Origin of the sequence: Klebsiella sp. R445, from assembly GCF_051131755.1 — a bacterium.
Classification (GTDB): Bacteria; Pseudomonadota; Gammaproteobacteria; order Enterobacterales; family Enterobacteriaceae; genus Klebsiella; species Klebsiella lignicola.
In genome coordinates, this window is record NZ_CP180446.1 from 335,254 (window position 1) to 359,780 (window position 24,527).

Annotated in this window: 25 protein-coding genes and 2 pseudogenes; 15 read left to right on the forward strand and 12 right to left on the reverse strand. The window is 53.3% G+C overall.

The genetic code is table 11. The annotated features are described in order from the left end of the window. Positions 1-180 precede the first annotated feature (180 nt). On the reverse strand, positions 181-1,668 hold the full coding sequence (locus ACMYSN_RS01560) for a carboxypeptidase M32 (RefSeq protein WP_462496739.1): 1,488 nt from the start codon (positions 1,666-1,668) through the stop codon (positions 181-183). A gap of 229 nt (positions 1,669-1,897) precedes the next feature. On the opposite strand from ACMYSN_RS01560, the gene ACMYSN_RS01565 reads away from it, so the two are divergent. Next, positions 1,898-1,990, forward strand: coding sequence for a KPN_01571 family protein (locus tag ACMYSN_RS01565; protein ID WP_217426886.1), 93 nt, complete (start codon positions 1,898-1,900; stop codon positions 1,988-1,990). 34 nt (positions 1,991-2,024) lie between these two features. Here the strand turns inward: ACMYSN_RS01565 and ACMYSN_RS01570 are convergent, their stop codons facing one another. Continuing rightward, a complete protein-coding gene (locus ACMYSN_RS01570; RefSeq protein ID WP_462496740.1) occupies positions 2,025-3,275 on the reverse strand; it encodes an MFS transporter in 1,251 nt (416 codons plus the stop codon). Between the two features lie 118 nt (positions 3,276-3,393). Here ACMYSN_RS01570 and ACMYSN_RS01575 point away from each other — a divergent pair, with 118 nt between their 5' ends. The 3 genes from ACMYSN_RS01575 (at position 3,394) to bioD (ending at position 6,459) form a co-directional block, all read left to right on the forward strand. Continuing rightward, positions 3,394-4,302 (forward strand): LysR family transcriptional regulator, encoded by a 909-nt coding sequence (locus ACMYSN_RS01575; protein WP_462496741.1) that lies wholly within the window; start codon positions 3,394-3,396, stop codon positions 4,300-4,302. A gap of 118 nt (positions 4,303-4,420) precedes the next feature. Then, complete coding sequence (gene mlc / locus ACMYSN_RS01580; RefSeq protein WP_123754499.1) at positions 4,421-5,641, forward strand: sugar metabolism global transcriptional regulator Mlc; 1,221 nt, start codon at positions 4,421-4,423, stop codon at positions 5,639-5,641. 122 nt (positions 5,642-5,763) lie between these two features. Continuing rightward, complete coding sequence (gene bioD, locus ACMYSN_RS01585; RefSeq protein ID WP_462498180.1) at positions 5,764-6,459, forward strand: ATP-dependent dethiobiotin synthetase BioD; 696 nt, start codon at positions 5,764-5,766, stop codon at positions 6,457-6,459. On the opposite strand, the gene clcB is transcribed toward bioD, so the two are convergent. From clcB to ACMYSN_RS01600, 3 genes are all read right to left on the reverse strand, one after another. Beyond that, positions 6,412-7,707, reverse strand: a complete 1,296-nt coding sequence (gene clcB, locus ACMYSN_RS01590) for a voltage-gated chloride channel family protein (RefSeq protein WP_462496742.1) — start codon at positions 7,705-7,707, stop codon at positions 6,412-6,414. The genes bioD and clcB overlap by 48 nt on opposite strands. A 167-nt stretch (positions 7,708-7,874) precedes the next feature. Continuing rightward, positions 7,875-8,483 carry a Tat proofreading chaperone DmsD gene (gene dmsD, locus ACMYSN_RS01595; protein WP_462496743.1) on the reverse strand — a complete coding sequence of 203 codons (609 nt, stop codon included), beginning with the start codon at positions 8,481-8,483 and terminating at the stop codon, positions 7,875-7,877. A gap of 162 nt (positions 8,484-8,645) precedes the next feature. Next, positions 8,646-8,909 (reverse strand): DUF1161 domain-containing protein, encoded by a 264-nt coding sequence (locus ACMYSN_RS01600; protein ID WP_434587297.1) that lies wholly within the window; start codon positions 8,907-8,909, stop codon positions 8,646-8,648. Between the two features lie 137 nt (positions 8,910-9,046). On the opposite strand from ACMYSN_RS01600, the gene ACMYSN_RS01605 reads away from it, so the two are divergent. Beyond that, complete coding sequence (locus tag ACMYSN_RS01605) at positions 9,047-9,724, forward strand: YnfC family lipoprotein (protein WP_462498181.1); 678 nt, start codon at positions 9,047-9,049, stop codon at positions 9,722-9,724. Here the strand turns inward: ACMYSN_RS01605 and speG are convergent. Both speG and ACMYSN_RS01615 read right to left on the reverse strand, forming a co-directional pair. Next, a complete protein-coding gene (speG, locus tag ACMYSN_RS01610; RefSeq protein ID WP_123754493.1) occupies positions 9,718-10,278 on the reverse strand; it encodes a spermidine N1-acetyltransferase in 561 nt (186 codons plus the stop codon). The genes ACMYSN_RS01605 and speG overlap by 7 nt on opposite strands. A 60-nt stretch (positions 10,279-10,338) precedes the next feature. Continuing rightward, on the reverse strand, positions 10,339-10,680 hold the full coding sequence (locus tag ACMYSN_RS01615; RefSeq protein WP_123754492.1) for a DUF1283 family protein: 342 nt from the start codon (positions 10,678-10,680) through the stop codon (positions 10,339-10,341). 142 nt (positions 10,681-10,822) lie between these two features. On the opposite strand from ACMYSN_RS01615, the gene ACMYSN_RS01620 reads away from it, so the two are divergent. After that, a complete protein-coding gene (locus ACMYSN_RS01620) occupies positions 10,823-11,149 on the forward strand; it encodes a YnfA family protein (protein ID WP_123754491.1) in 327 nt (108 codons plus the stop codon). Positions 11,150-11,699: 550 nt separating this feature from the next. Here ACMYSN_RS01620 and eamB read toward each other — a convergent pair. Next, positions 11,700-12,287 (reverse strand): LysE family translocator, encoded by a 588-nt coding sequence (eamB, locus tag ACMYSN_RS01625; RefSeq protein WP_462496744.1) that lies wholly within the window; start codon positions 12,285-12,287, stop codon positions 11,700-11,702. A 111-nt stretch (positions 12,288-12,398) separates the two neighbouring features. On the opposite strand from eamB, the gene ACMYSN_RS01630 reads away from it, so the two are divergent. Beyond that, complete coding sequence (locus ACMYSN_RS01630; protein ID WP_462496745.1) at positions 12,399-13,274, forward strand: LysR family transcriptional regulator; 876 nt, start codon at positions 12,399-12,401, stop codon at positions 13,272-13,274. A gap of 368 nt (positions 13,275-13,642) precedes the next feature. Next, positions 13,643-14,014 (forward strand): VOC family protein, encoded by a 372-nt coding sequence (locus tag ACMYSN_RS01635; RefSeq protein WP_462496746.1) that lies wholly within the window; start codon positions 13,643-13,645, stop codon positions 14,012-14,014. Between the two features lie 266 nt (positions 14,015-14,280). On the opposite strand, the gene ACMYSN_RS01640 is transcribed toward ACMYSN_RS01635, so the two are convergent. Both ACMYSN_RS01640 and ACMYSN_RS01645 read right to left on the reverse strand, forming a co-directional pair. Then, the gene (locus ACMYSN_RS01640) at positions 14,281-14,646 is read right to left on the reverse strand and encodes a P-loop NTPase family protein (protein WP_462496747.1); all 366 of its coding nucleotides are present in this window, start codon (positions 14,644-14,646) and stop codon (positions 14,281-14,283) included. Between the two features lie 173 nt (positions 14,647-14,819). Next, positions 14,820-15,062, reverse strand: coding sequence for a DinI family protein (locus ACMYSN_RS01645; RefSeq protein WP_462496748.1), 243 nt, complete (start codon positions 15,060-15,062; stop codon positions 14,820-14,822). A 574-nt stretch (positions 15,063-15,636) separates the two neighbouring features. Between ACMYSN_RS01645 and ACMYSN_RS01650 the strand changes: the two genes are divergently transcribed. The 5 genes and pseudogenes from ACMYSN_RS01650 to ACMYSN_RS01670 all read left to right on the forward strand — a co-directional run bounded on the left by ACMYSN_RS01650 (position 15,637) and on the right by ACMYSN_RS01670 (position 19,951). Then, the gene (locus ACMYSN_RS01650; protein ID WP_462496749.1) at positions 15,637-16,395 is read left to right on the forward strand and encodes a fimbria/pilus periplasmic chaperone; all 759 of its coding nucleotides are present in this window, start codon (positions 15,637-15,639) and stop codon (positions 16,393-16,395) included. Between the two features lie 173 nt (positions 16,396-16,568). Continuing rightward, entirely contained in the window at positions 16,569-17,429 is an 861-nt protein-coding gene (locus ACMYSN_RS01655) for a hypothetical protein (RefSeq protein WP_462496750.1), read from the forward strand. Between the two features lie 37 nt (positions 17,430-17,466). Further along, a pseudogene (locus tag ACMYSN_RS01660) lies at positions 17,467-17,639 on the forward strand (MFS transporter); the annotation flags it as partial. 73 nt (positions 17,640-17,712) lie between these two features. After that, the gene (locus ACMYSN_RS01665) at positions 17,713-19,179 is read left to right on the forward strand and encodes a mannitol dehydrogenase family protein (protein WP_462496751.1); all 1,467 of its coding nucleotides are present in this window, start codon (positions 17,713-17,715) and stop codon (positions 19,177-19,179) included. Positions 19,180-19,522: 343 nt separating this feature from the next. Continuing rightward, positions 19,523-19,951 carry an adenine nucleotide alpha hydrolase family protein gene (locus ACMYSN_RS01670; RefSeq protein ID WP_462496752.1) on the forward strand — a complete coding sequence of 143 codons (429 nt, stop codon included), beginning with the start codon at positions 19,523-19,525 and terminating at the stop codon, positions 19,949-19,951. Positions 19,952-20,011: 60 nt separating this feature from the next. Here ACMYSN_RS01670 and ACMYSN_RS01675 read toward each other — a convergent pair whose 3' ends face one another. Beyond that, the gene (locus tag ACMYSN_RS01675) at positions 20,012-20,698 is read right to left on the reverse strand and encodes a GntR family transcriptional regulator (protein WP_462496753.1); all 687 of its coding nucleotides are present in this window, start codon (positions 20,696-20,698) and stop codon (positions 20,012-20,014) included. A gap of 92 nt (positions 20,699-20,790) precedes the next feature. Beyond that, the gene (gene ydfG, locus ACMYSN_RS01680) at positions 20,791-21,540 is read right to left on the reverse strand and encodes a bifunctional NADP-dependent 3-hydroxy acid dehydrogenase/3-hydroxypropionate dehydrogenase YdfG (RefSeq protein ID WP_123754485.1); all 750 of its coding nucleotides are present in this window, start codon (positions 21,538-21,540) and stop codon (positions 20,791-20,793) included. A 364-nt stretch (positions 21,541-21,904) separates the two neighbouring features. Between ydfG and ACMYSN_RS01685 the strand changes: the two genes are divergently transcribed. Beyond that, a complete protein-coding gene (locus ACMYSN_RS01685) occupies positions 21,905-22,027 on the forward strand; it encodes a hypothetical protein (protein ID WP_255417649.1) in 123 nt (40 codons plus the stop codon). 102 nt (positions 22,028-22,129) lie between these two features. Then, a pseudogene (gene dcp / locus ACMYSN_RS01690) lies at positions 22,130-24,174 on the forward strand (peptidyl-dipeptidase Dcp). The last annotated feature ends 353 nt before the right edge of the window (positions 24,175-24,527 follow it).

Below are 24,527 nucleotides of genomic sequence, written 5' to 3' on the forward strand. Positions count from 1 at the left end.
AATTTGTTTCTTCAGTGAACCCCACTGCGGGGCCGTTGAAAGCACTATAGGCTTCTGGTCAGGTGGCTTCAGTGAGTGTTTGGTATCGGCGTGTAACCATATGTACAACGTGGTACTGCCAGAACGACAACGAGGATAACGTCGGAGTGATGGCGCCGGGGAACTCCCGGCGCCACAGGCTTACAGGTAACGTGAGGTCAGGTGCTGGCGGAAATAATCGCTGTTCAGGTCCTCGCCGGTGGCGTTGGTAATCAGCTGCGAGGTGGTAAACCGGCTGCCGTGCTGCCAGATATTCTGTTGCAGCCAGGCAAACAGCGTGGAGAAATCACCGTTGGCAATGCTGGCTTCCAGCTGCGGTAGCGCGCGTTTCGCCGCTGCCATCAGCTGCGCGGCATACATCGCACCGAGCGTGTATGAAGGGAAATAACCGAAACCGCCATCGGTCCAGTGGATATCCTGCATGCAGCCATTGCGGTAATTGCCGGTAGTGGAAAGTCCGAGCCAGCTTTGCATCTTTTCATCCCACAAGGCCGGGATATCGTCCACTTCAATCTCGCCATCAATCAGCGCGCGTTCAATTTCATAGCGCAGAATGACGTGCGCCGGATAGCTGACTTCATCGGCATCCACGCGGATAAATCCAGGTTTTACGCGCTGGTTCCAGGCAATGAAATTGTCACTGCTGAAGGCCGGCTGATCGCCGAAACGCTGGCGCATGACGGGCAACAGACGTTTCAGGAAGGCATCGCTGCGCCCGAGCTGCATTTCAAAAAACAGGCTCTGTGATTCGTGAATCGCCGTTGAACGGGCGAGGGCGACCGGCTGATCGAGCCATTTGCGCGGCAGGTTCTGCTCGTAGCGCGCATGGCCGGTTTCATGAATCACCCCGAACAAGGCGCTGAGCAGGTCGTCTTCGTTATAGCGGGTGGTGATTCGCACATCCTGCGGGACGCCGCCGCAGAACGGATGGGCGCTGATATCAAGACGTCCACTATCAAAATCGAAGCCGAGAATGCGCATTGCTTCAAGACCCAGTTCACGCTGTTCGGCCACCGGGAACGGCCCCTGCGGTGCGACGGGTGGTTGCTGCGCCTGCTTTTCGACGACGTCGGTCAGCAGGGCGGGTAACCAGGATTTGAGGTCGGCAAACAGCACATCCAGACGTGCGCTGGTCATGTCCGGTTCGAAAATATCCAGCAGGGCATCGTAGCGCGAACCCCCTCTGGCCGCCGCGCGGATGCTGGCCTCTTCCCGGCTCAGTTTCACCACGTCACGCAGGTTCTCGGAGAAACCTTCCCAGTCGTTGGCCGGGCGCTGGCTACGCCAGGCGTGCTCGCAGCGGCTGCCGGCGAGGGATTTGGCTTCCACCAGGCTTTCCGGCAGCAGCGCCGCCTGTTCATACTGGCGGGTCATTTCACGCAGGTTGGCCTGTTCAACGTCATTCAGATCTTCCTGCAGCGCGTTGCGCAGCGCCTGGGCCACGCTGCTGTCCGTCAGGATCTGATGCTGCAACACCCCCAGCTCTGCCAGTGCGGCGCCTCGTGCGGCGCTGCCGCCCGGTGGCATCATCGCGAACATATCCCAGCCGGCGATGGCGCCGAGATGCGAGAAGCGAGAAAGACGCTGGAAAGTGCGGGTAAGCTGCTGATAATTTTTGTTTTCAGTCATGTATATTCTGGCCTGTTGCGAATGAACGAAAGGCGTAGCCCGTATCGCTCTACACTATCCTGATCTGCGGCAATCTGCCAGACGGAGGGCACAGGTTGGTGCAGCACTATTTATTGTCAGGCGCCGGCAGGATCGAAATATTGTCACAAAGGTATGGTCAAGATAGCGGATTAATTTTTAACCAGCGGCTACACTCAATGATGCGCAGGCCGCTGATGTGGGGGGTACTATGAATCCGTTCACCATGCTGTTTATTGCACTACTCTCAATTGATGCCGTCAGAGAACTGATGGGGGCGTCGTCGGTATTGGGCATGTGGTGACAGACGTGGCCGATGAAGGCCACGTACAGAGCCGTTAACGCAGACGTTTGTGCAGACAAACGCCAGTAAGAAGTGCTGCTGTTAGCATTAGCGCGATAAAACCACCCACCCCATTCCAGCCATAGTTATGCCAGAAAATGCCGCCTAATGTCCCCGCGATGCTCGACCCCAGGTAGTAGCTGAACAGATACAACGATGAAGCCTGACCACGAGCGCGACGCGCACGCGGGCCAATCCAGCTGCTGGCGACCGAGTGGGCGGCGAAGAAGCCCGCCGAGAACAGCAGCATGCCGGCGAAAATCAACCACAGGGAGGAGAACAGGGTTAACATCAGCCCGGCCAGCATCACCCCGACAAACCCCAGCATCACCGGCCCGCGGCCAAAGCGCGCGGTCATGGCGCCGGCTTTTGGCGAGCTCCAGGTCCCGGTAAGATAGGCCACGGAGAGCAGGCCAACCACCGCCTGGTTCAGCGACCATGGCGACATCATCAGGCGATAGCCGATGTAGTTAAACAGGGTCACGAAGGCACCCATCAGCAGGAACCCTTCGAGGAACAGCAGCGGCAGGCCGCGATCGCGCCAGTGCAGGCGGAAGTTGATCAGCAGCGACTTTGGTCGCAGTGAGGTCGGGCGAAAGTGGCGAGATTCCGGGAGGATGCGCCAGAACATGATTGCCGCCGCAAGGGCAAAGCAACTGATCACCGCCAGCGCCACGCGCCAGCCAAAAAAGTCGGTAAATACCCCGGTCAGCAGTCGGCCGCTCATCCCGCCGATGGAGTTACCGCTGATGTACAGCCCCATGGAAAAGGCCACTACGCTGGGGTGGATCTCTTCACTCAGATAGGTCATCCCGACTGCCGCCACGCCGCTCAGCGACAGGCCAATCAGCGCCCGCATAATCAAGATCCCGTGCCAGCTGGACATCACGGTCGACAGCAGCGAACAGCAGGATGCCAGCACCAGCGCGGTGACCATCACCTGCTTACGACCGATCGCATCGGACAGCGGCCCGGTAAACAGCAGGCCGATGGCCAGCATAGCGGTAGAGATCGATAACGATATGCTGCTGCTGGCCGGCGTGACGCCAAACTCCGTCGACAGCACCGGCAGAATCGGCTGCACGCAGTAGAGCAAGGCGAAAGTGGCCAGACCGGCGGAGAACAGCGCCAGAGTGACGCGAATAAACTGGGGGGTACCGCGTTTAATAAACTGATTTGGCTGGGAAATAACATTGTCGATGACTTCGCTTGCCGGCACGTTGTCAACGGTAGTTGTACGACTCACGGAAAAATCCTTGCTGAGAACACAGAGTTATGTGATGTCACAGATCACACTTCTAAGGGTATGAAAAGGCGAATATTCTGTCTAATATATTAATAATCTCAAATAAGATGTTTAAGATATGAATATCGAACTGCGCCATCTCCGCTACTTTATTGCCGTCGCTGAAGAACTGCATTTTGGCCGGGCGGCAGCGCGGCTGAATATTTCACAACCGCCATTAAGCCAGCAGATTCAGATACTTGAGCAGCAGATTGGCGCGCGCCTGTTTGCCCGTACCAACCGCAGCGTCAGCCTGACGGCGGCGGGGCGTCAGTTTCTGATCGACAGTCGATACATTCTCACCCAGGTGGATGATGCCGCCGCGCGGGCGGGACGGCTGCATCACGGCGAAACCGGGGAACTGCACATCGGCTTTACCTCTTCCGCGCCGTTTATTAAACCGGTCTCCGACACGCTGTCGACATTTCGGCGCCGCTATCCGGACGTGCATATCCAGACCCGGGAAACCAACACCCGGGAGCAGATTGTGCCGCTGAATGAAGGGGCGCTCGATCTGGGGCTGATGCGCAACACCCAACTGCCGGAAACGCTGGTGTGGGAGAGGGTGTTGCGCGAGCCGTTGCTGGCGATGGTGCCGAGCGATCATCCGCTGGCCCGTCAGGAGGCGGTGAGCCTCGTGGAGCTGGCGCGCGAACCGTTCGTCTTTTTTGATCCGCACGTTGGCACCGGGTTGTATGACGACATTCTGGGGCTGATGCGGCGCTACGGATTAACGCCGACGATTGCCCAGGAAGTCGGGGAAGCGATGACGATTATCGGGCTGGTGGCGTCCGGGCTGGGCGTCTCTATTTTACCGGCGTCGTTTAAGCGGGTGCAGATTAATGAAATGCGCTGGCTGCCCATTAAAGAACAGGACGCGGTATCGGAAATGTGGCTGGTGTGGTCGAAGCACCATGAACAGAGTCAGGCGGCGCAACGCTTCCGCGAATACCTGCTTGCCGCCTCTGCGGTCATAAATTCAGACTAAATATTGTCAAAAATGTGCAGTAAATCACAAGGCTAAGTAAAAATTTGACGAGTGCCCTCGAAGTGCTTCACCATAGCAAAAAGTTTATTTCGAAGCGCGAAAATAAAGGGAGTCAACGGTGGTAGCGGATAGTCAGCCAGGCCATATCGATCAAATAAAGCAGACCAATGCCGGCGCCGTTTATCGTCTGATTGATCAGCTTGGCCCGGTGTCGCGTATCGATCTGTCGCGCTTTGCGCAACTGGCCCCCGCCAGCATTACTAAAATTGTGCGTGAAATGCTGGAAGCGCACCTGGTGCAGGAGACGGAAATTCAGGATCCAGGCAGCCGCGGGCGTCCGGCGGTTGGCCTGATGGTGGAAACCGAAGCCTGGCACTATCTCTCGGTTCGTATCAGCCGCGGTGAAATTCATCTGGCGCTGCGGGATCTAAGCAGCAAGCTGGTGGTGGAAGAGCAGCTCGAACTGGCGCTCGAACATCCGCAGCCTTTCCTGACGCGCGTTGTCGAGCACATCGACAAATTTTTTATTCGTCATCAAAAGAAGCTGGAGCGCCTGACGGCCATCGCCGTCACCATGCCGGGGATTATTGATACCGAAAATGGCGTTATCCACCGCATGCCGTTTTATGATGATGTCCGGGATCTACCGCTGGGCGAGGTCCTGGCCAGCCGCACCGGGGTTTCCGTTTATATTCAGCACGATATTAGCGCCTGGACCATGGCGGAATCGCTGTTTGGCGCGTCACGTGGCGCGCGTGATGTGATTCAGGTGGTGATCGATCATAACGTTGGCGCCGGGGTGATCACCGACGGTCGCCTGCTGCATGCCGGCAGCAGCAGTCTGGTGGAGATCGGCCATACCCAGGTCGACCCGTACGGTAAGCTGTGTTACTGCGGCAACCACGGCTGCCTTGAGACCATCGCCAGCGTCGAAAGCGTGCTGGAGCTGGCGCAAGTGCGGATGGCTAAATCCATGAGCTCAATGCTGCATCAGCAGCCGCTGAGCGTGGAGTGGCTCTGCGAGGCGGCCCTGCAGGGCGATCTGCTGGCGCGGGATATTATCAGCGGCGTCGGTCAGCACGTTGGACGCATTCTGGCGATCATGGTGAATCTGTTCAACCCGCAAAAAATCCTGATTGGCTCACCGTTTAGCCAGGCGGCGGATATCCTGTTTCCGGCAATATCTGACTGCATTCGGCAACAATCTCTCCCGGCCTACAGCCGTCACATTGCCGTCGAAAGTACCCAGTTCGCCAACCGGGGGACGATGGCCGGCGCAGCCCTGGTCAAAGATGCGCTCTATAACGGATCTCTGTTGATTCGACTGTTACAGGGTTAACATTTTCCCGTCGTCGCACCAAAAATTGCGCTATCTCAAGCTGATATTCCCCGGCTTCGCGTAGACTTTTCCCCACACTTTATTATTTTGTCTTTATAACCAACATAACCGTGGGGTTAATGATGTTTAAGCGTTTCTTTATAACAGGGACTGACACCGCCGTCGGCAAGACGGTGGTTTCCCGTGCGCTGTTGCAGGCACTTGCTGCCAGCGGCAAAAGCGTCGCGGGATACAAACCTGTGGCGAAGGGCAGCAAAGAGACGCCGGACGGATTGCGTAACAAAGATGCGCTGATTTTACAAAGCGTGTCGACGCTGGCGTTACCGTACGATGCTGTCAATCCCATCGCGTTAAGCGAAGATGAAAGCAGCGTGGCCCACAGCAGCCAGATCAACTACGGCCTGCTGACGAACGGCCTGCAGCGCCTGAGCGGGCAGGTGGATCACGTGGTGGTCGAAGGCACCGGCGGCTGGCGCAGCTTAATGAACGATCTGCGTCCTCTCTCCGAATGGGTGGTGCAGGAGCAACTGCCGGTACTGATGGTGGTCGGGATTCAGGAAGGCTGCATCAACCACGCGCTGCTGACTGCCCAGGCCATTGCTAACGACGGCCTGCCGCTGATTGGCTGGGTGGCCAACCGCATTAACCCGGGGCTGGCGCACTATGCGGAAATTATCGATGTGTTGAGCAAAAAGCTGCCGGGGCCGCTGATCGGCGAACTCCCGTATCTGCCGCGTGCCGAACAGCGCGAGCTAAGTCAGTATATTGATTTACCCATGCTCGGCAGCGTGATGACGGTAGATCGAATCCTCGCGTAAGGTTCTTGATAGCACCGATGCCAGCACGCTGGCAATCAGTAAACCGGGCAGTAACGTATACTGTCCGGTCATTTCACAAATCATCAAAGTTGACATGATTGGCGCGTGCGTCGTGGCCGCCAGAAAGGCTGCCATTCCGGTCAAACCCATCAGAATTACCATCCCCTGATCGTGATGCAGCCACAGCCCGCTAAGGTTGGCGAACAGCATCCCCATCGCCAGGCCGACGAACAAAGTCGGTGTGAAGACCCCGCCCGGCGCACCGGAGCCGCTGCTGGCAAATACCGCAATGAGTTTACACACAAAAACCAGCGCGATAGCGCTGAACAGCGGCGGAGACTGGAGATAATGTTGCACCGTGCTGTAACCATTGCCCCAGACCGCCGGTGTTATCAGCGACAGCAGGCCGACGATAAGCCCCCCCAGCGCCAGCTGAAAGGGCGGCGAGAGACCCGCGCGCAAAAAGCCACGGTGACTGGCGCTCATCATGGCGATAAACAGCGGGCCGCACACCCCTGCCAGCAGCCCGGTTGCCAGCATCAGCGCATAGTGCATGGCGGCAAGGGGTTCATTGAACACCACCTGATACAACGGCGACGGGCCGCCGTTCAGCAACTGGGTGACCAGCAGCGCGATCACCGCAGAAATAACTACCGGGCCGAGGGACGCCAGCATCAGGGTGCCGAACAAAATTTCGGCGATAAACAGGCTTCCGGCTAGCGGGGCGTGATAGGCGCTGGCCATCCCGGCGGCCGCGCCGCAGGCTACCCACAGTTTCCATTCCGCTTTCGGTGTAAAGCGCCGGGCAAACAGCGATGCTGCCAGCGCCGCCAGCAGAATCATCGCCCCTTCACGGCCAATGGCGCTGCCGGTGGTGACCACCAGTAGTGACGCCAGGGATTTGATCAGGCTGGCGGGCGTATCGAACTGACCATCGCCGGTCTCCAGCGCTTCCATATAGTCGGTGGGGGCGTGAGGACGCTGGCGGGTCTGGCGTTGCCAGAGCCACAGCAGGGTGCCCGCAGCCAGACCTCCCGCCGCAGGGGTTAGCAGCCGACGCCACCATGGCAGCGCCTCGGCGGCATTGACCAGGCTACCGCTATGATCGTTGAGGAAGACGCCTTCCAGCACGCCCATCGCCAGATGAAACAGGGCGACGGCGAACGCCGCCAGAATGCCCACCAGGGTGGCAATCAGCAGACGACGGAACATGACCGGGACATCGGGGTAATGATGAAGACGATGCATCAGCGGGTACGGGTAGCAATAATCATGCGCTTATTGTGATAGGAAATAAGCTTAGACGCAAAAGCGATAAATGCGCCTGGCGAGGTACAACCGAACCCGCATATAACAGAATTTATCAGGGCACTAAACAAAACGGCCACGACGGGGTTATCCGCATGGCCGACCGGTTAGCGATACAGCGGTTTTTCGGCGACGGGCACCGGCAACTGAGTCTGCCATTCGGCCAGCGTCGCCTGGGCCAGCTGGCCGAGGGTCTGGTAAAAAGGATGTTCCGCCCCGGCGACAAACTGCGCCAGAAAGCGCCCGGACCAGGGAAGCAGATGCCAGGCAAGCAGTTGATGATACGCCTCGTCCTGCCCGGACTCGCACAGCCAGGCCGCCAGCAACAGCAGGGTGCCAAAGTTATCTTCCGGCTCCTGACTCTGCGCCGCGTGAGCGATACCGTGGGCACGCATCCACTCGCGCAATGCCAGCGTCGAATCGCCGAACAACACATTCTCTTTATCCAGCCACACGGATCCCCACGGCGGTGCCGGCAGCGCCCACGGCCCGATAAACAACCGCTGCCAGGCTTCGGCGAGAGGTTCATCGCTCTCGCGGGCAAACCCGGCGACCGGTACCGCTGTCAACGGGAAGGGCCACTGCGACTGCCAGCTGCCGTCGCGCAGGGCGTTCACCAGCGCGGCGGCCTGCTCGCTATCCGGCGGGAATGAAAAGAGCGCACCCAGCGTGCGGGCGCTTAAGGCGACGGCGTCGCGATATTGTGGTTGCATCATGTTTCTGGTTCCTTACTGCGGCGCGGGCCCGTGACCCATGGCTCATCGCGCCGAACGGTGTTTCCGACCATCCGGGGGAGCCATCATACGCAAGGCGGGGAAGAAGGATATTATCCCGCGTCAACTCCGGGAGAATATCCTTCACCTGAAATGGGCAGGGTATTACTGGGCGTCGCTCTCGGCACCAGACGAACGGGTGTAGGTAATTTTGAAGGTGTCGTTGGCGCAGTGACCGACCACCTGGGTACCGGGCTGGTCAGGCTGGTCGTTCGGCACAATGGCTAAGCTAAAGCCAGACGCCGGCACGCCGTTGTTGACGATTTTTTGCTGGATATCGTTTTTCACGCGCTCGCAGGAATCGGGGGCAGCCAGCACGGAGGTTGAACCCAGCAGCAGAACCACACATAGCCAGGGTGAGCGTTTCATCATAGACTCCTTATATTCAATCCATCTGGTTTTAAGCATAGCAGAACTGGTGTAAACAATTGTATTTGCTACTATGATTGTAATCTCCACAAAAGGAATCTGGCGTGAACAAACGGTTTTTGCTGATATCGGCGGTAATGGTCCTGAGCGCCTGTGATAAGCCGGCGTCGCCGCAAGCATTTACGCCGGAAATGGCGAGTTTTTCCAATGAGTTTGAGTTCGATCCCTTGCGGGGGCCGGTGAAGGATTTCAGCCAGACCCTCTTCGACGAGCACAACGAGGTGGTGAAGCGGGTGAGCGCCCATATGTCCAGCGAAGGCTGTTTCGACCTGCTGGATTTTGAGGACCGGGAAAATAAAACCGGTGCGACGCTGCTGCTGGACGCCAATTTTTATCTCGATGCCAGAACCCGCGAGAAGAGCCTGCGTCTGCAGGGGAAATGCCAGCTTGCTGAGCTACCCTCTGCGGGCATTGTCTGGGACACGGACGATAACGGCTTTGTGATCGCTGCGCGGGGCAAAGAGACCACCGCTACCTACCACTATGACAGCGAAGGCTATCCGACCGGGAAAACCACGGTGGCGAAAGATGAGCGTTTTACGGTGCGCTCTACGCCGGTGTCTGACCCGCGTAAAAAACTGGATTACACGGCGACCAGCACCTTCAATGACCGGCAGTTGGGGAGCGTGCATCAAACCTGCGATTACGATCGCCACGATAACCCGGTGGAGTGTGAACTTCAGGTGATCGACGATAGCGTGCAGCCGCCATTAACCCGTCGATACACCATTAAAAACAACATCGAATATTACTGAGCCGTAGGCTTCAGCAGCGTCTGACCCTGATTACGGTGTTCGCTAATGTACTGATGCTGGAACAGACACATGCGGATGGTGTTGCGGTACTCGCCGTTGATGAAAAACTCATGAATCAGCTCGCCCTCGACCATAAACCCGAGTTTACGGTAGATGTGGATCGCTTTTTCATTTTCGCTGTCGACAATCAGATACAGTTTGTACAGATTGAGGACCGTAAAGCCGTAATCCATCGCCAGTTTCGCAGCCCGCGTCGCCAGCCCTTTGCCCTGATAATCGGGGGAAATGATGATCTGAAACTCGGCGCGGCGGTGGACGTGGTTAATTTCGACCAGCTCGACCAGCCCGGCTTTTTCGCCATCGCATTCAATCACAAAGCGGCGTTCGCTCTGATCGTGAATGTGTTTATCGTACAGATCGGACAGCTCCACGAAGGCTTCGTAAGGTTCTTCAAACCAGTAGCGCATCACGCTGGCGTTGTTATCAAGCTGATGGACAAAGCGTAGGTCTTCGCGCTCCAGCGGCCGCAGTTTAATGGTATGAGCGTCAGGCATGATGATTCCTGTAGATAAAAGCGAACAGGGCGCCCGCAGGCGCCGGACATGAAGGAAGGATTAAGGTGCGATAGTACGGCCGGTGCGGCGATCGAGGCAGCGCAGGGTGTTCGGTTCCCAGTACGCATTCACGTTCGCGCTTTTCTGGCAGTTATCCTGAGCATCGAAAGCGACGTCGGCCTTATCCCACTCCTTCTCGGTGCGCGTATTGACCTTCTGGCGCAGTGAACGGGTGTCGTTCCACTGCTCTTTTTCCATGGTGGCCTGCTGACGGCTTTGCGCGCTATCGCCGGACTCAATCACCAGCTTGTTGGTTTGCGCAAAAGACGACGCGGTAAACACCACGGCGCTGACGGCCAGCATCGCCGTCAGGCACCAGCGTTTTTTTTGTGTCATTTTCATCACGATTTCCTTTGAGTGATAGCCCTGCGGCCATCTTCAAGTTTACTACATCTCCTGTCGACGGCATACCCGACAAAAGAGTGCGGACAGCGGGGATTATCGCGTAACATGGGCTGACCACCCAATCTCTTTACCTGTCTTTATGTTCAAAACAACACTGCTTTTCTTCGCGACGGCGATCTGTGAAATCCTCGGGTGCTATTTACCCTGGCTGTGGCTAAAGCGTGGCGCGACACCGCTGCTGTTGATCCCCGCCGGCGTGGCGCTGGTGATGTTTGTCTGGCTGCTGACCCTTCATCCGGCCGCCAGCGGGCGAGTATACGCCGCCTATGGCGGGGTTTACGTCTGCACCGCGCTGCTGTGGCTGCGTTTTGTCGATGGCGTCAAACTCAGCCATTATGACTGGGCCGGGGCGCTGGTGGCCCTGTGCGGCATGCTGATCATCGTCGCCGGCTGGGGACGCGCCTGACCGTTGCTGAGGTTGACGGGGCGCGACCGGAACCTGCGGCAGGTGCCGGACAGCGTGCCGGTTAACCACGACCCAGGTGCTTGAACTTAGGTTTTAGTTATTTACGGTTATAATCTGAAAGGCGCTGTGCCGCAATGTGAGAACAGCGCCTTCCACTCTATTCTGCTATGTTATCGCGCAAGGTCGATACCCGGCACCAACAGACCAATATGGGAAGATAGATAAATATACCCAGTAGAATCCAGATATTGTCATTTTCCAGCAGAAAACCTATATGTATTAAAAATATTATAAATAGAGTGAAAAGGATAAAATAGTGAACTGCGTTATGTTTTTTAGAAAAAGTGGCATACCTATAAAGCATATGTTCTCCTCCAAAAAATGGGGCGAAAATATACCATAGTATCTATCGGTTTTAAAGGTTTGCCGAAATAAGTTATGTCGAAGCATGGTTTCTGTTATCAGTACTGCAAATCCCTAACGATATGGCCCACACTAATATACTCATTAATGCGGGCCATTTTAAAAGGGCTTTGCTTATTCAGGCTCGTCAGATAAACATCCTGACTGCACAATAAATAAGTAAAAGAGCCAGAATTCGATTAACTAACCGGCCATGCTTGCGAAACAGTGACTGGAACACATGGCCAGCAAAAGCCCAGACCAGATTCCCTAAACACCCTATGATGGCAAGCAAGATACTAATGGCAGTAACCCATATAACACTCTGTGTATAAGGTAAAACAAATGCTGACAGGGCGGTGATCCCATAAAGAATAATTTTTACGTTGGCAAACTGAAGCCAGAAACTAACCCAAAAACTGAGAGGCCTGGCGGTGTTATCAGAGGTGGAAGGTGAGCTATTCGCAATTTTCCATGCAAGCCAGAGGATATACGCAGCGCCAACCCAAACCAGCCAACGGGTGGCTGACGGCAACAGACTGATCAAACTATAGGTAAATACACCGCAGACCAGCATAAGCACCAAAAAACCGGCACTCATACCTGCGAGGGTGCGAAGGCTACGCCTGAAGCCATATTGATTGACTGAACCCAGGGCCAGAATATTGTTAGGTCCGGGTGTTAGCGCGGTAATTAGAGTGTATGTCAAAAAAGCACTGATGATTGTTGGTGTCACTTGTCTTCTCCTTGTTCCCGGCGCATATTAGCCACCTATATACATTCAAAAAAGCGAATGTTTTTGATGTCACAATTTCAATATATCGATGTTTATGTGTGAGGAGGTTTTATGGATCTGCGTCGTTTCATCACCTTTAAAACGGTGGTTGAAGAAGGTTCATTTGCTCAGGCCGCCCGCAAACTTTGCTGCACCCAGTCAACCGTTACTTTTCAGATTCAACAACTTGAACAGGAACTGTCGTACCAGGTTTTCGAAAAAGTGGGCAGGCGAATGGCGCTCACACCCGCAGGGAAATTGCTTCTGCCAAGAGTTCGGGAGCTGACGCGCATACTTGAAGGAATGCGTCAGATATCTACCAGTGAGGAAGAGATTGCCGGTGAATTACGTGTGATGGTCGGAGAAACACTACTTGCCTATAAAATGCCCGATGTTCTCCGATTATTCAGGATAAAAGCGCCCAAAGTTCGCCTGTCTCTGCAGTCGGTTAACTGTTATGCAATCAGAGACTCGTTGCTGAACGATAATACAGATCTGGGGGTTTTTTACCGCGTTGGTCATGATGACGCATTGCATATGGAATATTTCGGACAACAAGAACTGGTGCTGGTAGCATCCCCCCAGTTGGTGGATTTCGATTTTACGCAGGGCGAGCAGCATATCCCGGTAAGTTTCATTATCAATGAACCTCAATGTGTTTTCAGGCAGATTTTCGAATCCACTCTTCGTGAAAGAAAGATCACGTTAGAGAACACAATTGAACTCTGGAGTATTGAGAGCATAAAAAAATGCGTGGCAGGAAATCTTGGCATTTCATTTTTACCACGATTCAGCGTGTCGCGTGAGCTCGAATCAGGTGAACTGAAAGAGCTTCCTTTCTCTTCTATCCCATTGTCAATTACCGCACTTTGTGCTCACCATGCAGGCAGAACAATAAGCCCCGCGATGAAAGTATTCATTGACTGTATGCACGAATGTCTGAGTTAACAGACTCTATGAGTTTCTCAGTGCACCTGAAGTAACGCACTGTGGAAAGCATTATGTAAATGTGCTGATCTTTGGTATCGGCAGACAGATTGCCTGCCATGTTTTCTACCATCTGGCAGAGAGTCAAATCGTGCTACAAACAAGATTGTATCAATGTTCCCCGGTCACTGATTTGATACTTTTACCACACTGGGGTGAAACTAAGCTGACAGATAGTTAGCGTATGCGTATTTTTCACTGCACTTAAAAATTTTATTTCCATTTATGAAGAAAATATCATAAATTTATCATTAACCTGGCACCGCCCAGTTGCTTAGCTACGGCACCGCCCATCGCTATGCTATTGATTAACAACCACGAGGTTGATCATGCAGCATCCCGTTAGATTTGGTCGTATAGCAGCCGTAATACCAGTAAAAAACATCAAAATTTCCAGTGAGTTCTACGTCAATGGACTGAGTTTCAATGATGTTTTTGCAAATGGGGACCCTGTGGGCTTTATGATATTAAAGCGTGAAGACGCTGAGCTACATTTGACTCTTCAACCACAGCACAAAGCGCCTTCCTTTCCCGTCGCGCACCTTCTTGTAGATGACGCAAATGCATTTTATTCCCAATGTCAGAATATCGGTGCCAAAATTATCAAAGGCATACAAGATAAAGAATACGGCATTCGGGCATTTGTTTTCGCTGATCCGGATGGAAATCGAATAGACGTTGGACAGATTCTGAGGAAGTAACTCAGCAAAGTGCCCTGTATGCTTCGAATTACGGAGTATCTCGCCTGAAGATAATAACTCCAAATGACCCGCCTTTGAGCGGGTTTTTACTTTTCGGCGATACGACAGGGGTATTCGCGAGATGCATTGCATCAATACCCTTGTCACATCGTCGTAAGCAGGGGGGCTAATCGGTAGAGAAGCCTTTTACTTCGATAATTTCCTGATTGATCCACCCTGTGATAACCAGAAAGCTTTTCTGAAATGAATTTTTGCTAGCATGTGCCTCAAGAGTTTGATTTGTTGTACGGTAACGTTGCTATCGGGTAGGTTGACGTTTGGATTAATTTGCATCTGTCTGCATTATCCTCACCTGCATACAGGAGGATGTATTTTTGATTATCCGGAAAGAACAGCAGAGTATCCCCGTTAACGAAATGTGTTATCCGAAAAGGAATTTGGTTATCTGTCACATCTTTTTTCACACCAGAAGCAACAATAAAATGATCGTCCCATTTCATAGTTGAAAGTCCGTACCTGAACCGTGAAATGGTAACATCCTGCCGTTGCGGGCAGGATAATTCGATTGCGGTGTTCGCAACTGCAGGAAAGACAGAAACGTTTAATACAATGGCGCACATAATTTTTTTCATAAATACCCTTTTTGACCTAACCTGTTAATATATCACAGATTATAAGTATTTAAAAATGCATGGGTTTCTGTCGCTCGCATTGAGAACTGCAAATGTATGACTAATATTGAAGTGTCTTAATCAACGGGGAGCAGGTCAACGTAACCCCGAGACAATTACATTCGCAATTTCAATCACTCCTCCACCATCCACATGTCAGCCTCTTCAAACATCTCCTGGACAACCCGGCTGATCTGTTCCTTTTCGTGTTTGCTGGCATCGGTATTGATTGCTGGCAGCGTCATCATTGGCTTTACCCGGACATCTGCATCAGGAAAGATCTTGTTCATTCGCTTTGTCAGTTCGTTAAGTATGGACTCGCGAGCACCTACTAACCCCTCGAAATTACGCTTGTCATAAACGAGTTCTACAAACATCACAGAGTTCCTCTTTATTGGTTATGCATACAGTGCTTATACTGTGTTTTTATACAGTTATCAATAGAGGGCAACAAATTGGGGTTTCCTTCACCGACAAATGACTATGTAGAGAAACACCTTTCAGCAGACTTCCTGTGCTGCACGCCTATGATGGCCTGACCGATTTTGCGAAGGTCTTGGGGCGCGCTTTTTAAGCATTACAGCATCTATCCCTATAAAAACAGGTTTTGCCAACGGCGAAGTGGCATCAGTTTATTTAAGAGTTAAGTGAAAGGTCTTTTGTTTTGAAATATCTTTTTTGATCAAGAACATCTTTTAAATATAAGGGTTTGAGGATAAATTACGCATTCATTAATCATGAGTAAGGAATTATAAAAAACTCCAGTAGTTCAAAGTATTATGAACGTTTAAATCAAATGCGAAATCCATTTAGCATGGTCAAAAATTTGCGGTGAAACGCTAGTCACCGATATGAACGGTTATTTTCTTGAAGTGTACATTTTGATGTTAAAAGACTGATGCATAACACAATGGATGCCAGTTCAGTATATAATTAAAAAGGGATGAAATTATGACAACAAAATGTTTTTTTTTGATGGCATTGTTAGCCAATTCAGTGGCGTTTGTATTGGCTCCGTCCGTGCAGGCGACAATTTCACTCGATAGAACCCGTATTGTCTTTCCTGGCAATGTGCAATCGGTGACCCTGGATATGTTCAACAAGGATCTGGCAATCCCATATCAGGCCCAGGCGTGGCTAGAAGACGAACAGGGCGAAAAACTGCATAACAAGAGTGCGTTTGTCGTTCTACCGCCGGAGCAGAGCATTGAACCCAAAGGTCAGGTACAACTGAAAATACAGGCGATGCCAGCTGTCAACCAGTTGCCAAAGGACCGGGAAACGCTGTTCTACCTGAACCTGCTTGGAGTTCCTCCGGAAAGCGACAAAGAAAATGTTGTGCAAATCAAGTTACAGACTCGCATAAAGATGTTTTATCGCCCTGAAGTGATAGCTGTTAAACCGCAGGCTATGTCGTTTCAGGAGGGTCTTACTCTGACTAAAAATGGCACCTCATATATTGTTAATAATTCAACACCTTATTTTATAACTCTGGCAGCAGCAAATACGAAGAAAGGTGGGACTGTTTTACAGGGTTTTACTCCTGTGGTTATCTCTCCCAAAAGCAGTGCCAGCCTGGATGTTTCCATTTCCGCGTTGGGAGAGAAACCAGTGCTGGCTTATGTGAATGACTACGGCCACCAAATTGCGCTGACCTTCCATTGTACTGGCACGACTTGCAAGGTAGATGAGAGCAAATCGGGCGAGTAAAATGAGGGTGGCCGCTGCTGTGCAGTAGAATATTAAAATATGGCATATCACGAGTTTCCGGTGTGGCAACATTATTTCAGACGGACAGCCTTCCTTAGAATATAATTCAGGAAATAGCGATGGCGCTGTTTAATAAAATGCTACGTGATGATTTTTAATCAAAATCGATATCAATGATGAAAAATAAAAATATTACATTCACTGTTTTTCTGCTTACGATGTTACCGCTTATGAAGTCACTCCATGCTGAGCCAAGGCTTATAGTGATGGATGCCTTTATGATGGATAAACACGCTCTTCTGTCGAATCTGTCCGTGACGTGGTCCACAATAGATTCTAGTGCAAGTTACCCAACGGGTTTACACCCCTACGACGATGGGTATAAATATTATGGGCCTGCGGTGCAGGGTCGCGAATATGGTGATGCTCAAGAAACCTCTTATCGGGATTACTGGGATACAATGTATGGTGGTGGTAGAACCATGATAAGAATAAAACCAGAAGATACGTGGATAACTCTGGCAGAAGAATATGGTAAAACTGCTGGTGTAAATGGAACGGGAGTATGGGCGCATTATACACCAGCGGTTTATTATTCACTCGTAAGAGTATGTACCGTAGTGACACGCGTGAGTCTTTCTACGACCTTCACAGAAACCGATGTTATGCCAGATCCGTTATCTTGCAGTAATATTCCACAAATACCTGACCCAGCAAAATGCGACCTCGAAATCATGGGGGGAAATATACTAGATCATGGAACTCTACTTGATACAGAAGTTAACGGGCACACGAAAACGACTACCGTTACCCTACGATGCACAAAGCCAGCAGCAGTGAAATTCAGGCTCCTGAATCATCCTGTAGAGCTTGGTAATGGGATCACCTCAACGGTAACCATCGAAGGTAGTGAATCACCGGTTATTGCTGTTAACGATTTCAAGAGTGCGACTATTGCATCGAGGTTGTCAGCATCGAATCCAACAGCAGGCCGTTTTTCTGGAAATGTTGTTGTTATTGCAAATGTTCAGTAAAAAATAGATCCGGTAAACAGGTAGGGTTTCTTTCGTCATATCTCTCATCGGAACGGGGATCTGCACCTCCCTGATTGGTATTCTGCCGACCTATGCCCAGGTGGGTATTCTCGCGCCGGCACCATGCTGGCGGAATATGCGCCGAAGGGTAAACGCGACAAATCTTCTTGTATGGTAGTTGATGGAAATCAAAGATGTCATACCAATTGCATGAGATGGTTTACCTCACAGAGGCATTCTCCTCGAGAATGGTTGATTAGTAATCATAAAAATGAGAGTCACCATGGAAAACACGCTTTTAACAGCCAAGGCAACGCTTCCTTCTTACGACCGCAGCAAAATGGTGTCGCGCATCGTCCATCTGGGATTTGGCGCATTTCACCGGGCCCACCAGGCGGTCTACGCCGATATCCTGGCCGCGGAACATGGCAGCGATTGGGGTTACACCGAAGTGAACCTGATTGGCGGTGAGCAGCAGATTGCCGATCTGCAACATCAGGATCTGATGTACACCGTCGCCGAAATGTCAGCCGATGCCTGGACCGCGCGGGTGGTTGGCGTGGTTAAACAGGCGATGCACGCCGAGGTCGACGGTCTCGAAAGCGTGCTGGCGAAGCTGTGTGAACCTCAGGTGGCGATCGTCTCGCTCACCATTACCGAAAAAGGCTACTGCCACTCACCGGCCACCGGTGAACTGCAGTTGAATCATCCGCTTATTGCCGCAGATATTCGCAACCCGCATCAGCCACAATCGGCACCGGGCGTGGTGGTTGAAGCGCTGGCGCGGCGTAAAGCGGCAGGTTTGCCGGCCTTCAGCGTGATGTCCTGCGACAACATGCCGGAAAACGGCCACGTGATGCGCAATGTGGTCTGTGCACTGGCGGGGGCTATCGACGGTGAACTGGCGGCGTGGATTGCGGAAAATGTGACTTTCCCGTCCACCATGGTTGACCGCATTGTACCGGCCGTCACCGCCGATACCCTGGAGAAAATCGAACAGCTGACCGGCGTGCGCGATCCTGCCGGCGTAGCGTGCGAACCTTTCCGTCAGTGGGTCATTGAGGACAATTTCGTCGCAGGCCGTCCGCAATGGGAAAAGGCGGGGGCTGAGCTGGTCGCCGACGTGGTGCCTTTCGAAGAGATGAAGCTGCGCATGCTCAACGGCAGCCACTCCTTCCTGGCGTATCTCGGCTACCTGGCCGGATATCAGCACATCAATGACTGCATGCAGGATGAGCACTATCGCCGTGCAGCCCGGGCCTTAATGCTCAATGAGCAGGCGCCAACATTAAAAGTGCAGGGCGTTGACCTGCAGCGCTACGCCGGGCTGCTGATCGATCGCTACAGTAACCCGGCGCTGAAACACCGTACCTGGCAGATTGCCATGGACGGCAGCCAGAAACTGCCGCAGCGTATGCTGGATTCGGTTCGCTGGCATCTGGCGCAGGGCAGCGACTTTACTCTGCTGGCGATGGGTGTGGCGGGCTGGATGCGCTACGTCGGTGGTGTTGATGAGCAGGGGCAGGCGATTGAAATTTGCGATCCGCTGCTGCCGGTGATTCAGCAGGTTGTGCAGAACAGCGTTGAGGGGCCGGAACGTGTGAAAGCTCTGCTGGGAATTGACGCCATCTTTGGCTGCGATTTGCCGCAGGAAGGCCGTTTTGTCGATGCGGTGACCGATGCCTGGCTGTCGTTGCAAGCGCATGGCGCGAAAGAGACCGTCGCTGCCTGGGCTAAAGCACAGGCATAATCTCGTCTACCATGCCGCCAGTCCCTGGCGGCATGTTTATGTGGTGAGACTGCTATGACGCGCAATAATCCACTCCATCATCTTATTGTCTTAGTCCTGATAGTTTCCTTCAAATAGCTTCACACCTTTCGGTACACAATATTTTACTGTGCATCCGCGAAAATAATGATCGGGCGCATAGACTATACATATCTTTAACTATGTCGAGCTAACTATAAATAATTGATGTTTATTTTAACGATTCTGCCGGTCGTCGAGTGGCTTATTTGTGCTGCGTTTAAAATAAATGTGGCATGATGGCTGCAGTGAAAAATAAATATCCTCGGGATTAGGAGTGCCGACTATGTATAAAAGAATTTTATTACCTGTCGATGTGTTCGAAATGGATTTGAGTGATAAAGCGATACGTCACGCAGAGTTTTTAGCGCAGAGTGAAGGTGAAATTACCTTACTGAACGTGTTACCCAACAGCAGTCGTTCTATTCTGCGCGGTTTTTCCGCCGATATTAAAAAGTTCGAAACCTTTATGGAGGAGGAGTCGCAGAAGAAAATGAAGGCTCTGTCTCGTCTGTTTTCCATTCCCGCCTCGCGGATCCATTCCCGGGTGGTATTTGGCAACGTGCGCGATCAAATCGTGGCGATCGGCAATGCCGATGAGTTCGATGTGATTGTGGTGGGCTCACGCACGCCGGGGCTGTCTACCCATCTGCTTGGCTCGAACGCCGAGTCCATTTTGCGCTATGCCAGAATTCCGGTGCTGGTAGTACGTTAGGGATTGCCATTCGGAAACCGGCGGCAGCGGTGATATTGTCCCTGCTGCCACCAGAAGTGATTATTCTTCGCTAAACCAGTCGCTATTTTCCTGTCGAATTAACAACACCGATTCACTAATTTCGTGCAGGTGAATGTTCATTGCCTTGCCCACCGCCTCAACATCACGTTTTTCCAGCGCCTGGAATATTTCATGGTGCTGGCGCAGGAGCATATCCGGAGAGGTGACGTGATCGAGGCTCATATAACGCACGCGGTCAATCGTCGCCTTAATATTCTCTACCGTATCCCAGGCGAGCTGGCAGTCGGCAATCGTCGACAGCTTCTGATGAAATTCATCGTCCAGCTGGAAGAAATCATTTAATTGCTGACGTTCAACGGCGATACGCTGCTGGGTAAGATTTTGCTCAAGCTGGTAGATTTGCTCGGTGGTGATCATCCCGGCGGCGCGGCGGACTACCGCACATTCGATAGCCTGGCGGACAAAGCAACCGTTGCGAACCTGCGACAGCGAGATTTTATTGACGTAGCTACCGCGCTGCGGGCGGATCTGAATCAGGCCGTTTTCGGCCAGCTTGATAAACGCCTCGCGCACCGGCTGGCGTGAAACATTAAAGCGCACAGACACTTCTTTCTCAGACAGCGGGGTACCCGGAGGGATCAAACAGTGGACGATATCACTGCGAAGGATGCGGTAAATTTGCTGATTGACAGGTTGTGTCGGATTGAGTTGCGATTCTGCGGCCATTGATGGTTACTTTTAGTGGATTATAAGCGTTATTTTACGCGTATTTTATCGGTTAGCCCATACCCGGCCGTCAAGCGGCCGGGTGGCGAGATTTAACCTGCGCGATGAACGCTCAGACCGGCAAAGCTCTGGCTTACCGGCATCATTTCCAGGGTGTTGATGTTGACATGCGCCGGCAGGTTCGCGACCCACCATACAGCTTCGGTAACATCTTCCGGCGTCAGCGCCTGGGTGTTCTCGTAAGTTTTACCGGCTTTGCTGTCATCACCTTTAAAGCGCACGTTAGAAAACTCGGTGCCGCCAACCAGGCCTGGTTCAACATCGGTCACGCGGATCGCCGTGCCGTGCAGGTCGGTACGCAGGTTGAGGCTGAACTGGCGGACGAAGGCTTTGGTCGCCCCGTAGACGTTCCCGCCGGCATAAGGCCAGCTACCGGCAGTGGAGCCGATATTGATGATGTGACCGCGGTTACGCTCGACCATACCCGGTAAAACGGCACGGGTCATATAGACCAGCCCTTTGTTGTTGGTATCGATCATATCTTCCCAGTCTTCGACACTGGCTTTGTGCGCCGGCTCGAGACCAAGCGCCAGACCGGCGTTATTGACCAGTACATCGATGGCCTGCCACTCCGCCGGCAGCCCGGCAATCATCTCTTCGATGGCGGCGCGGTTGCGGACGTCCAACTGCACCGGATAAAGGTTGTCGCCGAGCTCATCTTTTAATGTTTTCAGTCGCTCTTCACGACGCCCGGTGGCGATCACTTTGTGGCCGTTGGCGATAAAACGGCGAGTCATACTTTCACCAAAACCTGCGGTTGCACCGGTAACCAGAATAATCATCATCGCTCCTGTCAATTTTCTCATTAAGCCCCGAACCACGCGCACAACTGTAGAGGGCTGGCAATATCATCAGCACTGTAGCGACAAAAGAAAACGGCGTCTACCTTCAGCACGTGAGCAATACGTTTCCAAAACAGGGTATTGCGATGACGGAAAAAGGTTGATAACGCCGGCGGCAGAGGGCCATTTTCGGGCGATTTTGTCGAAAAATAAACTGCGCGGCATTCATGGCATCAATTGATCATCGCGGCATTTTGCCGATTGCTATTCTGCGCGCCGCGCCCGTTGGGCTGCCATTTTTGGTGGGGATTCCCTATTACACCTGCCCGCTGTGGCGGGGCTTTTGATGACAGGAGATTGACAGATGAATGAATGGGACGAAGAAGAGAGCATTGCGACTCACGCGACCATAACCCGTACCGGACTCGATATTCTTGGCGTCACCGGCGCGGTGATGATCGCTTTTGTGCTCTATTTTGTGCTCTGAAGCTACGCTGACCGCCTGAACATCGCGACCGCAGGCGGAAATCATTGCGGTTAATCAACACGTTGCCTAATCTAACTGGATAACCGAGTCCAGGAGATGATGATGGCCGAAAACAACCCTTTCTTAAGCATGAGCCTGCTGCCTTATCAGGCACCGCGTTTTGATCTGATTGACGATACGCATTACCGTCCGGCCTTTGATGAAGGGGTACGGCGCCAGCGCGACGAGATCGCCGACATTGTGAATAATCCCGCGCCGGCAGATTTCGGCAATACGCTGGTGGCGCTTGAACAAAGCGGGCAGTTGCTGACGCGCGTCACCCGGGTCTTTTTTGCCATGGCCGGGGCGCATACTAACCCGACGCTGCAGGCGCTTGATGAGCAGTTCTCCGCCGAACTGGCCGGGCTGGGCAACGATATCTGGCTCAACGATGCGCTGTTCCAGCGTGTGCAGCAGATATGGCAGCAACGCGATACTCTGACCCTCGACGACGAATCCCGGCGGCTGCTGGAGGTGACGTGGCAACGCTTCACCCTGGCGGGCGCGACGCTGGCACCCGAGCAAAAAACCGCGCTGCGGGCCCTGAATACCCAGGCTGCGGCGCTGCAAAGCCAGTTCCAGCAGCGGCTGCTGGCGGCGGTAAAATCCGGGGGGCTGGTGCTGGATGACCGCGATCGGTTAGCGGGACTTAGCGACGATGAGATTGCCGAAGCCGCCGACGCAGCGCGCGATAAAGGACTGAATGACCGCTGGCTGCTGCCGTTGGTGAATACCACCCAACAGCCGGCGCTGCTGGCGTTACGCCAGCGCCAGACCCGTGAGAAGCTGTTTGCCGCCGGCTGGCAGCGAAACCAGAAGGGCGATGCCAACGATACCCGTGAGCTGGTGCTGCGTCTGGCGGAGATCCGCGCCCGCAAAGCAGAACTGCTGGGCGTGGCGGATTATGCCAGTTGGTCGATGGCCGATCAGATGGCGGGAACGCCGGAGGCCGCATTGGCCTTTATGCGCCGGATTGCCCCTGCCGCGCGGGCGAGAGCGGAGCAGGAGCTGGCGGATATCCAACAGATCATTGATCACCAAGAGGGCGGTTTTACCGCCGAGGCATGGGACTGGCATTACTACGCCGAGCAGGTGCGCCGCGCCCGTTTTGCCATCGATGAGTCACAGCTAAAACCCTATTTTGCGCTCGACCGCATCCTGCAGGATGGTGTGTTCTGGACCGCCTCGCAGCTCTTTGGCCTGCGCTTCGTCGAACGTTTTGATATCCCGGTGTATCACCCGGATGTGCGGGTCTGGGAAATCTTTGACGCCAACGGCGAAGGGATTGCGCTGTTCTATGGTGACTATTTTTCGCGGGATTCGAAAAGCGGCGGAGCGTGGATGGACGTTTTCGTCGAACAATCGACGCTGCTGGCCCAGCACCCGGTGATCTACAACGTCTGCAACTATCAGAAGCCCAAAGCCGGCCACAGCGCGTTGCTGTCATGGGATGATGTCATCACCTTGTTCCATGAGTTCGGCCACGCCCTGCACGGGCTGTTTGCCAGCCAGCGTTACGCCAGCCTGTCGGGCACCAATACGCCGCGCGATTTTGTCGAGTTTCCATCGCAGATCTTTGAACACTGGGCCAGCGAGCCGCAGGTGTTCGCCCGCTATGCCCGGCATTACCAGACCGGCGAGGCGATGCCGGATGCGCTACGTGAAAGCATGTTGCGGGCCGCGAAGTTTAACAAAGGCTATGACATGAGCGAACTGCTGGCGGCAGCGCTGCTGGATATGCACTGGCATCGCCTCGCGTCAACGAATGTGCCGCAGGATGTCGATGCCTTCGAAACACAGGCTTTAGGCGAGGAACATATGGATCTTGCCGCGGTGCCACCGCGCTATCGCAGCAGCTATTTCTCGCATATCTTCGGCGGCGGCTACGCGGCAGGCTATTACGCCTATCTGTGGACCCAGATGCTGGCCGATGACGGCTATCAGTGGTTTGTGGAGCACGGCGGTCTGACCCGCGAGAACGGCCAGCGCTTCCGCGAAGCTATTTTGTCCCGCGGCAACAGCACTGATTTAGCAGAACTTTATCGTCAGTGGCGCGGGCACGACCCTAGATTGAGCCGATGCTGGAGAATCGTGGGCTGAATGCTTAGAGTGATTGTCTAATAAAACAGAACCGGGCGCTAAGCCTGCCTAATGCTGGTTACTTAAGGTGGCCAGCATTTTTTACGGTTTATCGCAGGCCTGTGAACCAAGCGTCGGCCATCATTATCCAGTCGACAATTTGAGCGACTGACAACTTAATTTCCGGTGCCAAGTGGGGAAACTCGGAACATAAAACTTCAAGCTATACCTGTGACCGATGGCGAGAGCCACCGGCGATTTTTTGACCTCTCAGGAGGTGAAGGGTGATCTTACCATATGAAGGAATAAGGGGGATTTCGCTGCTACAAGGCCGTACCTGCGACTATATTTGGCACCCACCCACTGATACTCAAACCAGAGC

Excerpts from the sequence above, each read along its gene's own strand:
- ACMYSN_RS01560 (WP_462496739.1), bottom strand. The coding sequence starts at position 1,668 with ATGACTGAAAACAAAAATTATCAGCAGCTTACCCGCACTTTCCAGCGT.
- ACMYSN_RS01565 (WP_217426886.1), top strand. The coding sequence starts at position 1,898 with ATGAATCCGTTCACCATGCTGTTTATTGCACTACTCTCAATTGATGCC.
- ACMYSN_RS01575 (WP_462496741.1), top strand. The coding sequence starts at position 3,394 with ATGAATATCGAACTGCGCCATCTCCGCTACTTTATTGCCGTCGCTGAA.
- bioD (WP_462498180.1), top strand. The coding sequence starts at position 5,764 with ATGTTTAAGCGTTTCTTTATAACAGGGACTGACACCGCCGTCGGCAAG.
- clcB (WP_462496742.1), bottom strand. The coding sequence starts at position 7,707 with ATGCATCGTCTTCATCATTACCCCGATGTCCCGGTCATGTTCCGTCGT.
- dmsD (WP_462496743.1), bottom strand. The coding sequence starts at position 8,483 with ATGATGCAACCACAATATCGCGACGCCGTCGCCTTAAGCGCCCGCACG.
- ACMYSN_RS01600 (WP_434587297.1), bottom strand. The coding sequence starts at position 8,909 with ATGAAACGCTCACCCTGGCTATGTGTGGTTCTGCTGCTGGGTTCAACC.
- ACMYSN_RS01605 (WP_462498181.1), top strand. The coding sequence starts at position 9,047 with ATGGTCCTGAGCGCCTGTGATAAGCCGGCGTCGCCGCAAGCATTTACG.
- speG (WP_123754493.1), bottom strand. The coding sequence starts at position 10,278 with ATGCCTGACGCTCATACCATTAAACTGCGGCCGCTGGAGCGCGAAGAC.
- ACMYSN_RS01615 (WP_123754492.1), bottom strand. The coding sequence starts at position 10,680 with ATGAAAATGACACAAAAAAAACGCTGGTGCCTGACGGCGATGCTGGCC.
- ACMYSN_RS01620 (WP_123754491.1), top strand. The coding sequence starts at position 10,823 with ATGTTCAAAACAACACTGCTTTTCTTCGCGACGGCGATCTGTGAAATC.
- ACMYSN_RS01630 (WP_462496745.1), top strand. The coding sequence starts at position 12,399 with ATGGATCTGCGTCGTTTCATCACCTTTAAAACGGTGGTTGAAGAAGGT.
- ACMYSN_RS01635 (WP_462496746.1), top strand. The coding sequence starts at position 13,643 with ATGCAGCATCCCGTTAGATTTGGTCGTATAGCAGCCGTAATACCAGTA.
- ACMYSN_RS01640 (WP_462496747.1), bottom strand. The coding sequence starts at position 14,646 with ATGAAAAAAATTATGTGCGCCATTGTATTAAACGTTTCTGTCTTTCCT.
- ACMYSN_RS01645 (WP_462496748.1), bottom strand. The coding sequence starts at position 15,062 with ATGTTTGTAGAACTCGTTTATGACAAGCGTAATTTCGAGGGGTTAGTA.
- ACMYSN_RS01650 (WP_462496749.1), top strand. The coding sequence starts at position 15,637 with ATGACAACAAAATGTTTTTTTTTGATGGCATTGTTAGCCAATTCAGTG.
- ACMYSN_RS01655 (WP_462496750.1), top strand. The coding sequence starts at position 16,569 with ATGATGAAAAATAAAAATATTACATTCACTGTTTTTCTGCTTACGATG.
- ACMYSN_RS01665 (WP_462496751.1), top strand. The coding sequence starts at position 17,713 with ATGGAAAACACGCTTTTAACAGCCAAGGCAACGCTTCCTTCTTACGAC.
- ACMYSN_RS01670 (WP_462496752.1), top strand. The coding sequence starts at position 19,523 with ATGTATAAAAGAATTTTATTACCTGTCGATGTGTTCGAAATGGATTTG.
- ACMYSN_RS01675 (WP_462496753.1), bottom strand. The coding sequence starts at position 20,698 with ATGGCCGCAGAATCGCAACTCAATCCGACACAACCTGTCAATCAGCAA.
- ydfG (WP_123754485.1), bottom strand. The coding sequence starts at position 21,540 with ATGATTATTCTGGTTACCGGTGCAACCGCAGGTTTTGGTGAAAGTATG.
- ACMYSN_RS01685 (WP_255417649.1), top strand. The coding sequence starts at position 21,905 with ATGAATGAATGGGACGAAGAAGAGAGCATTGCGACTCACGCGACCATA.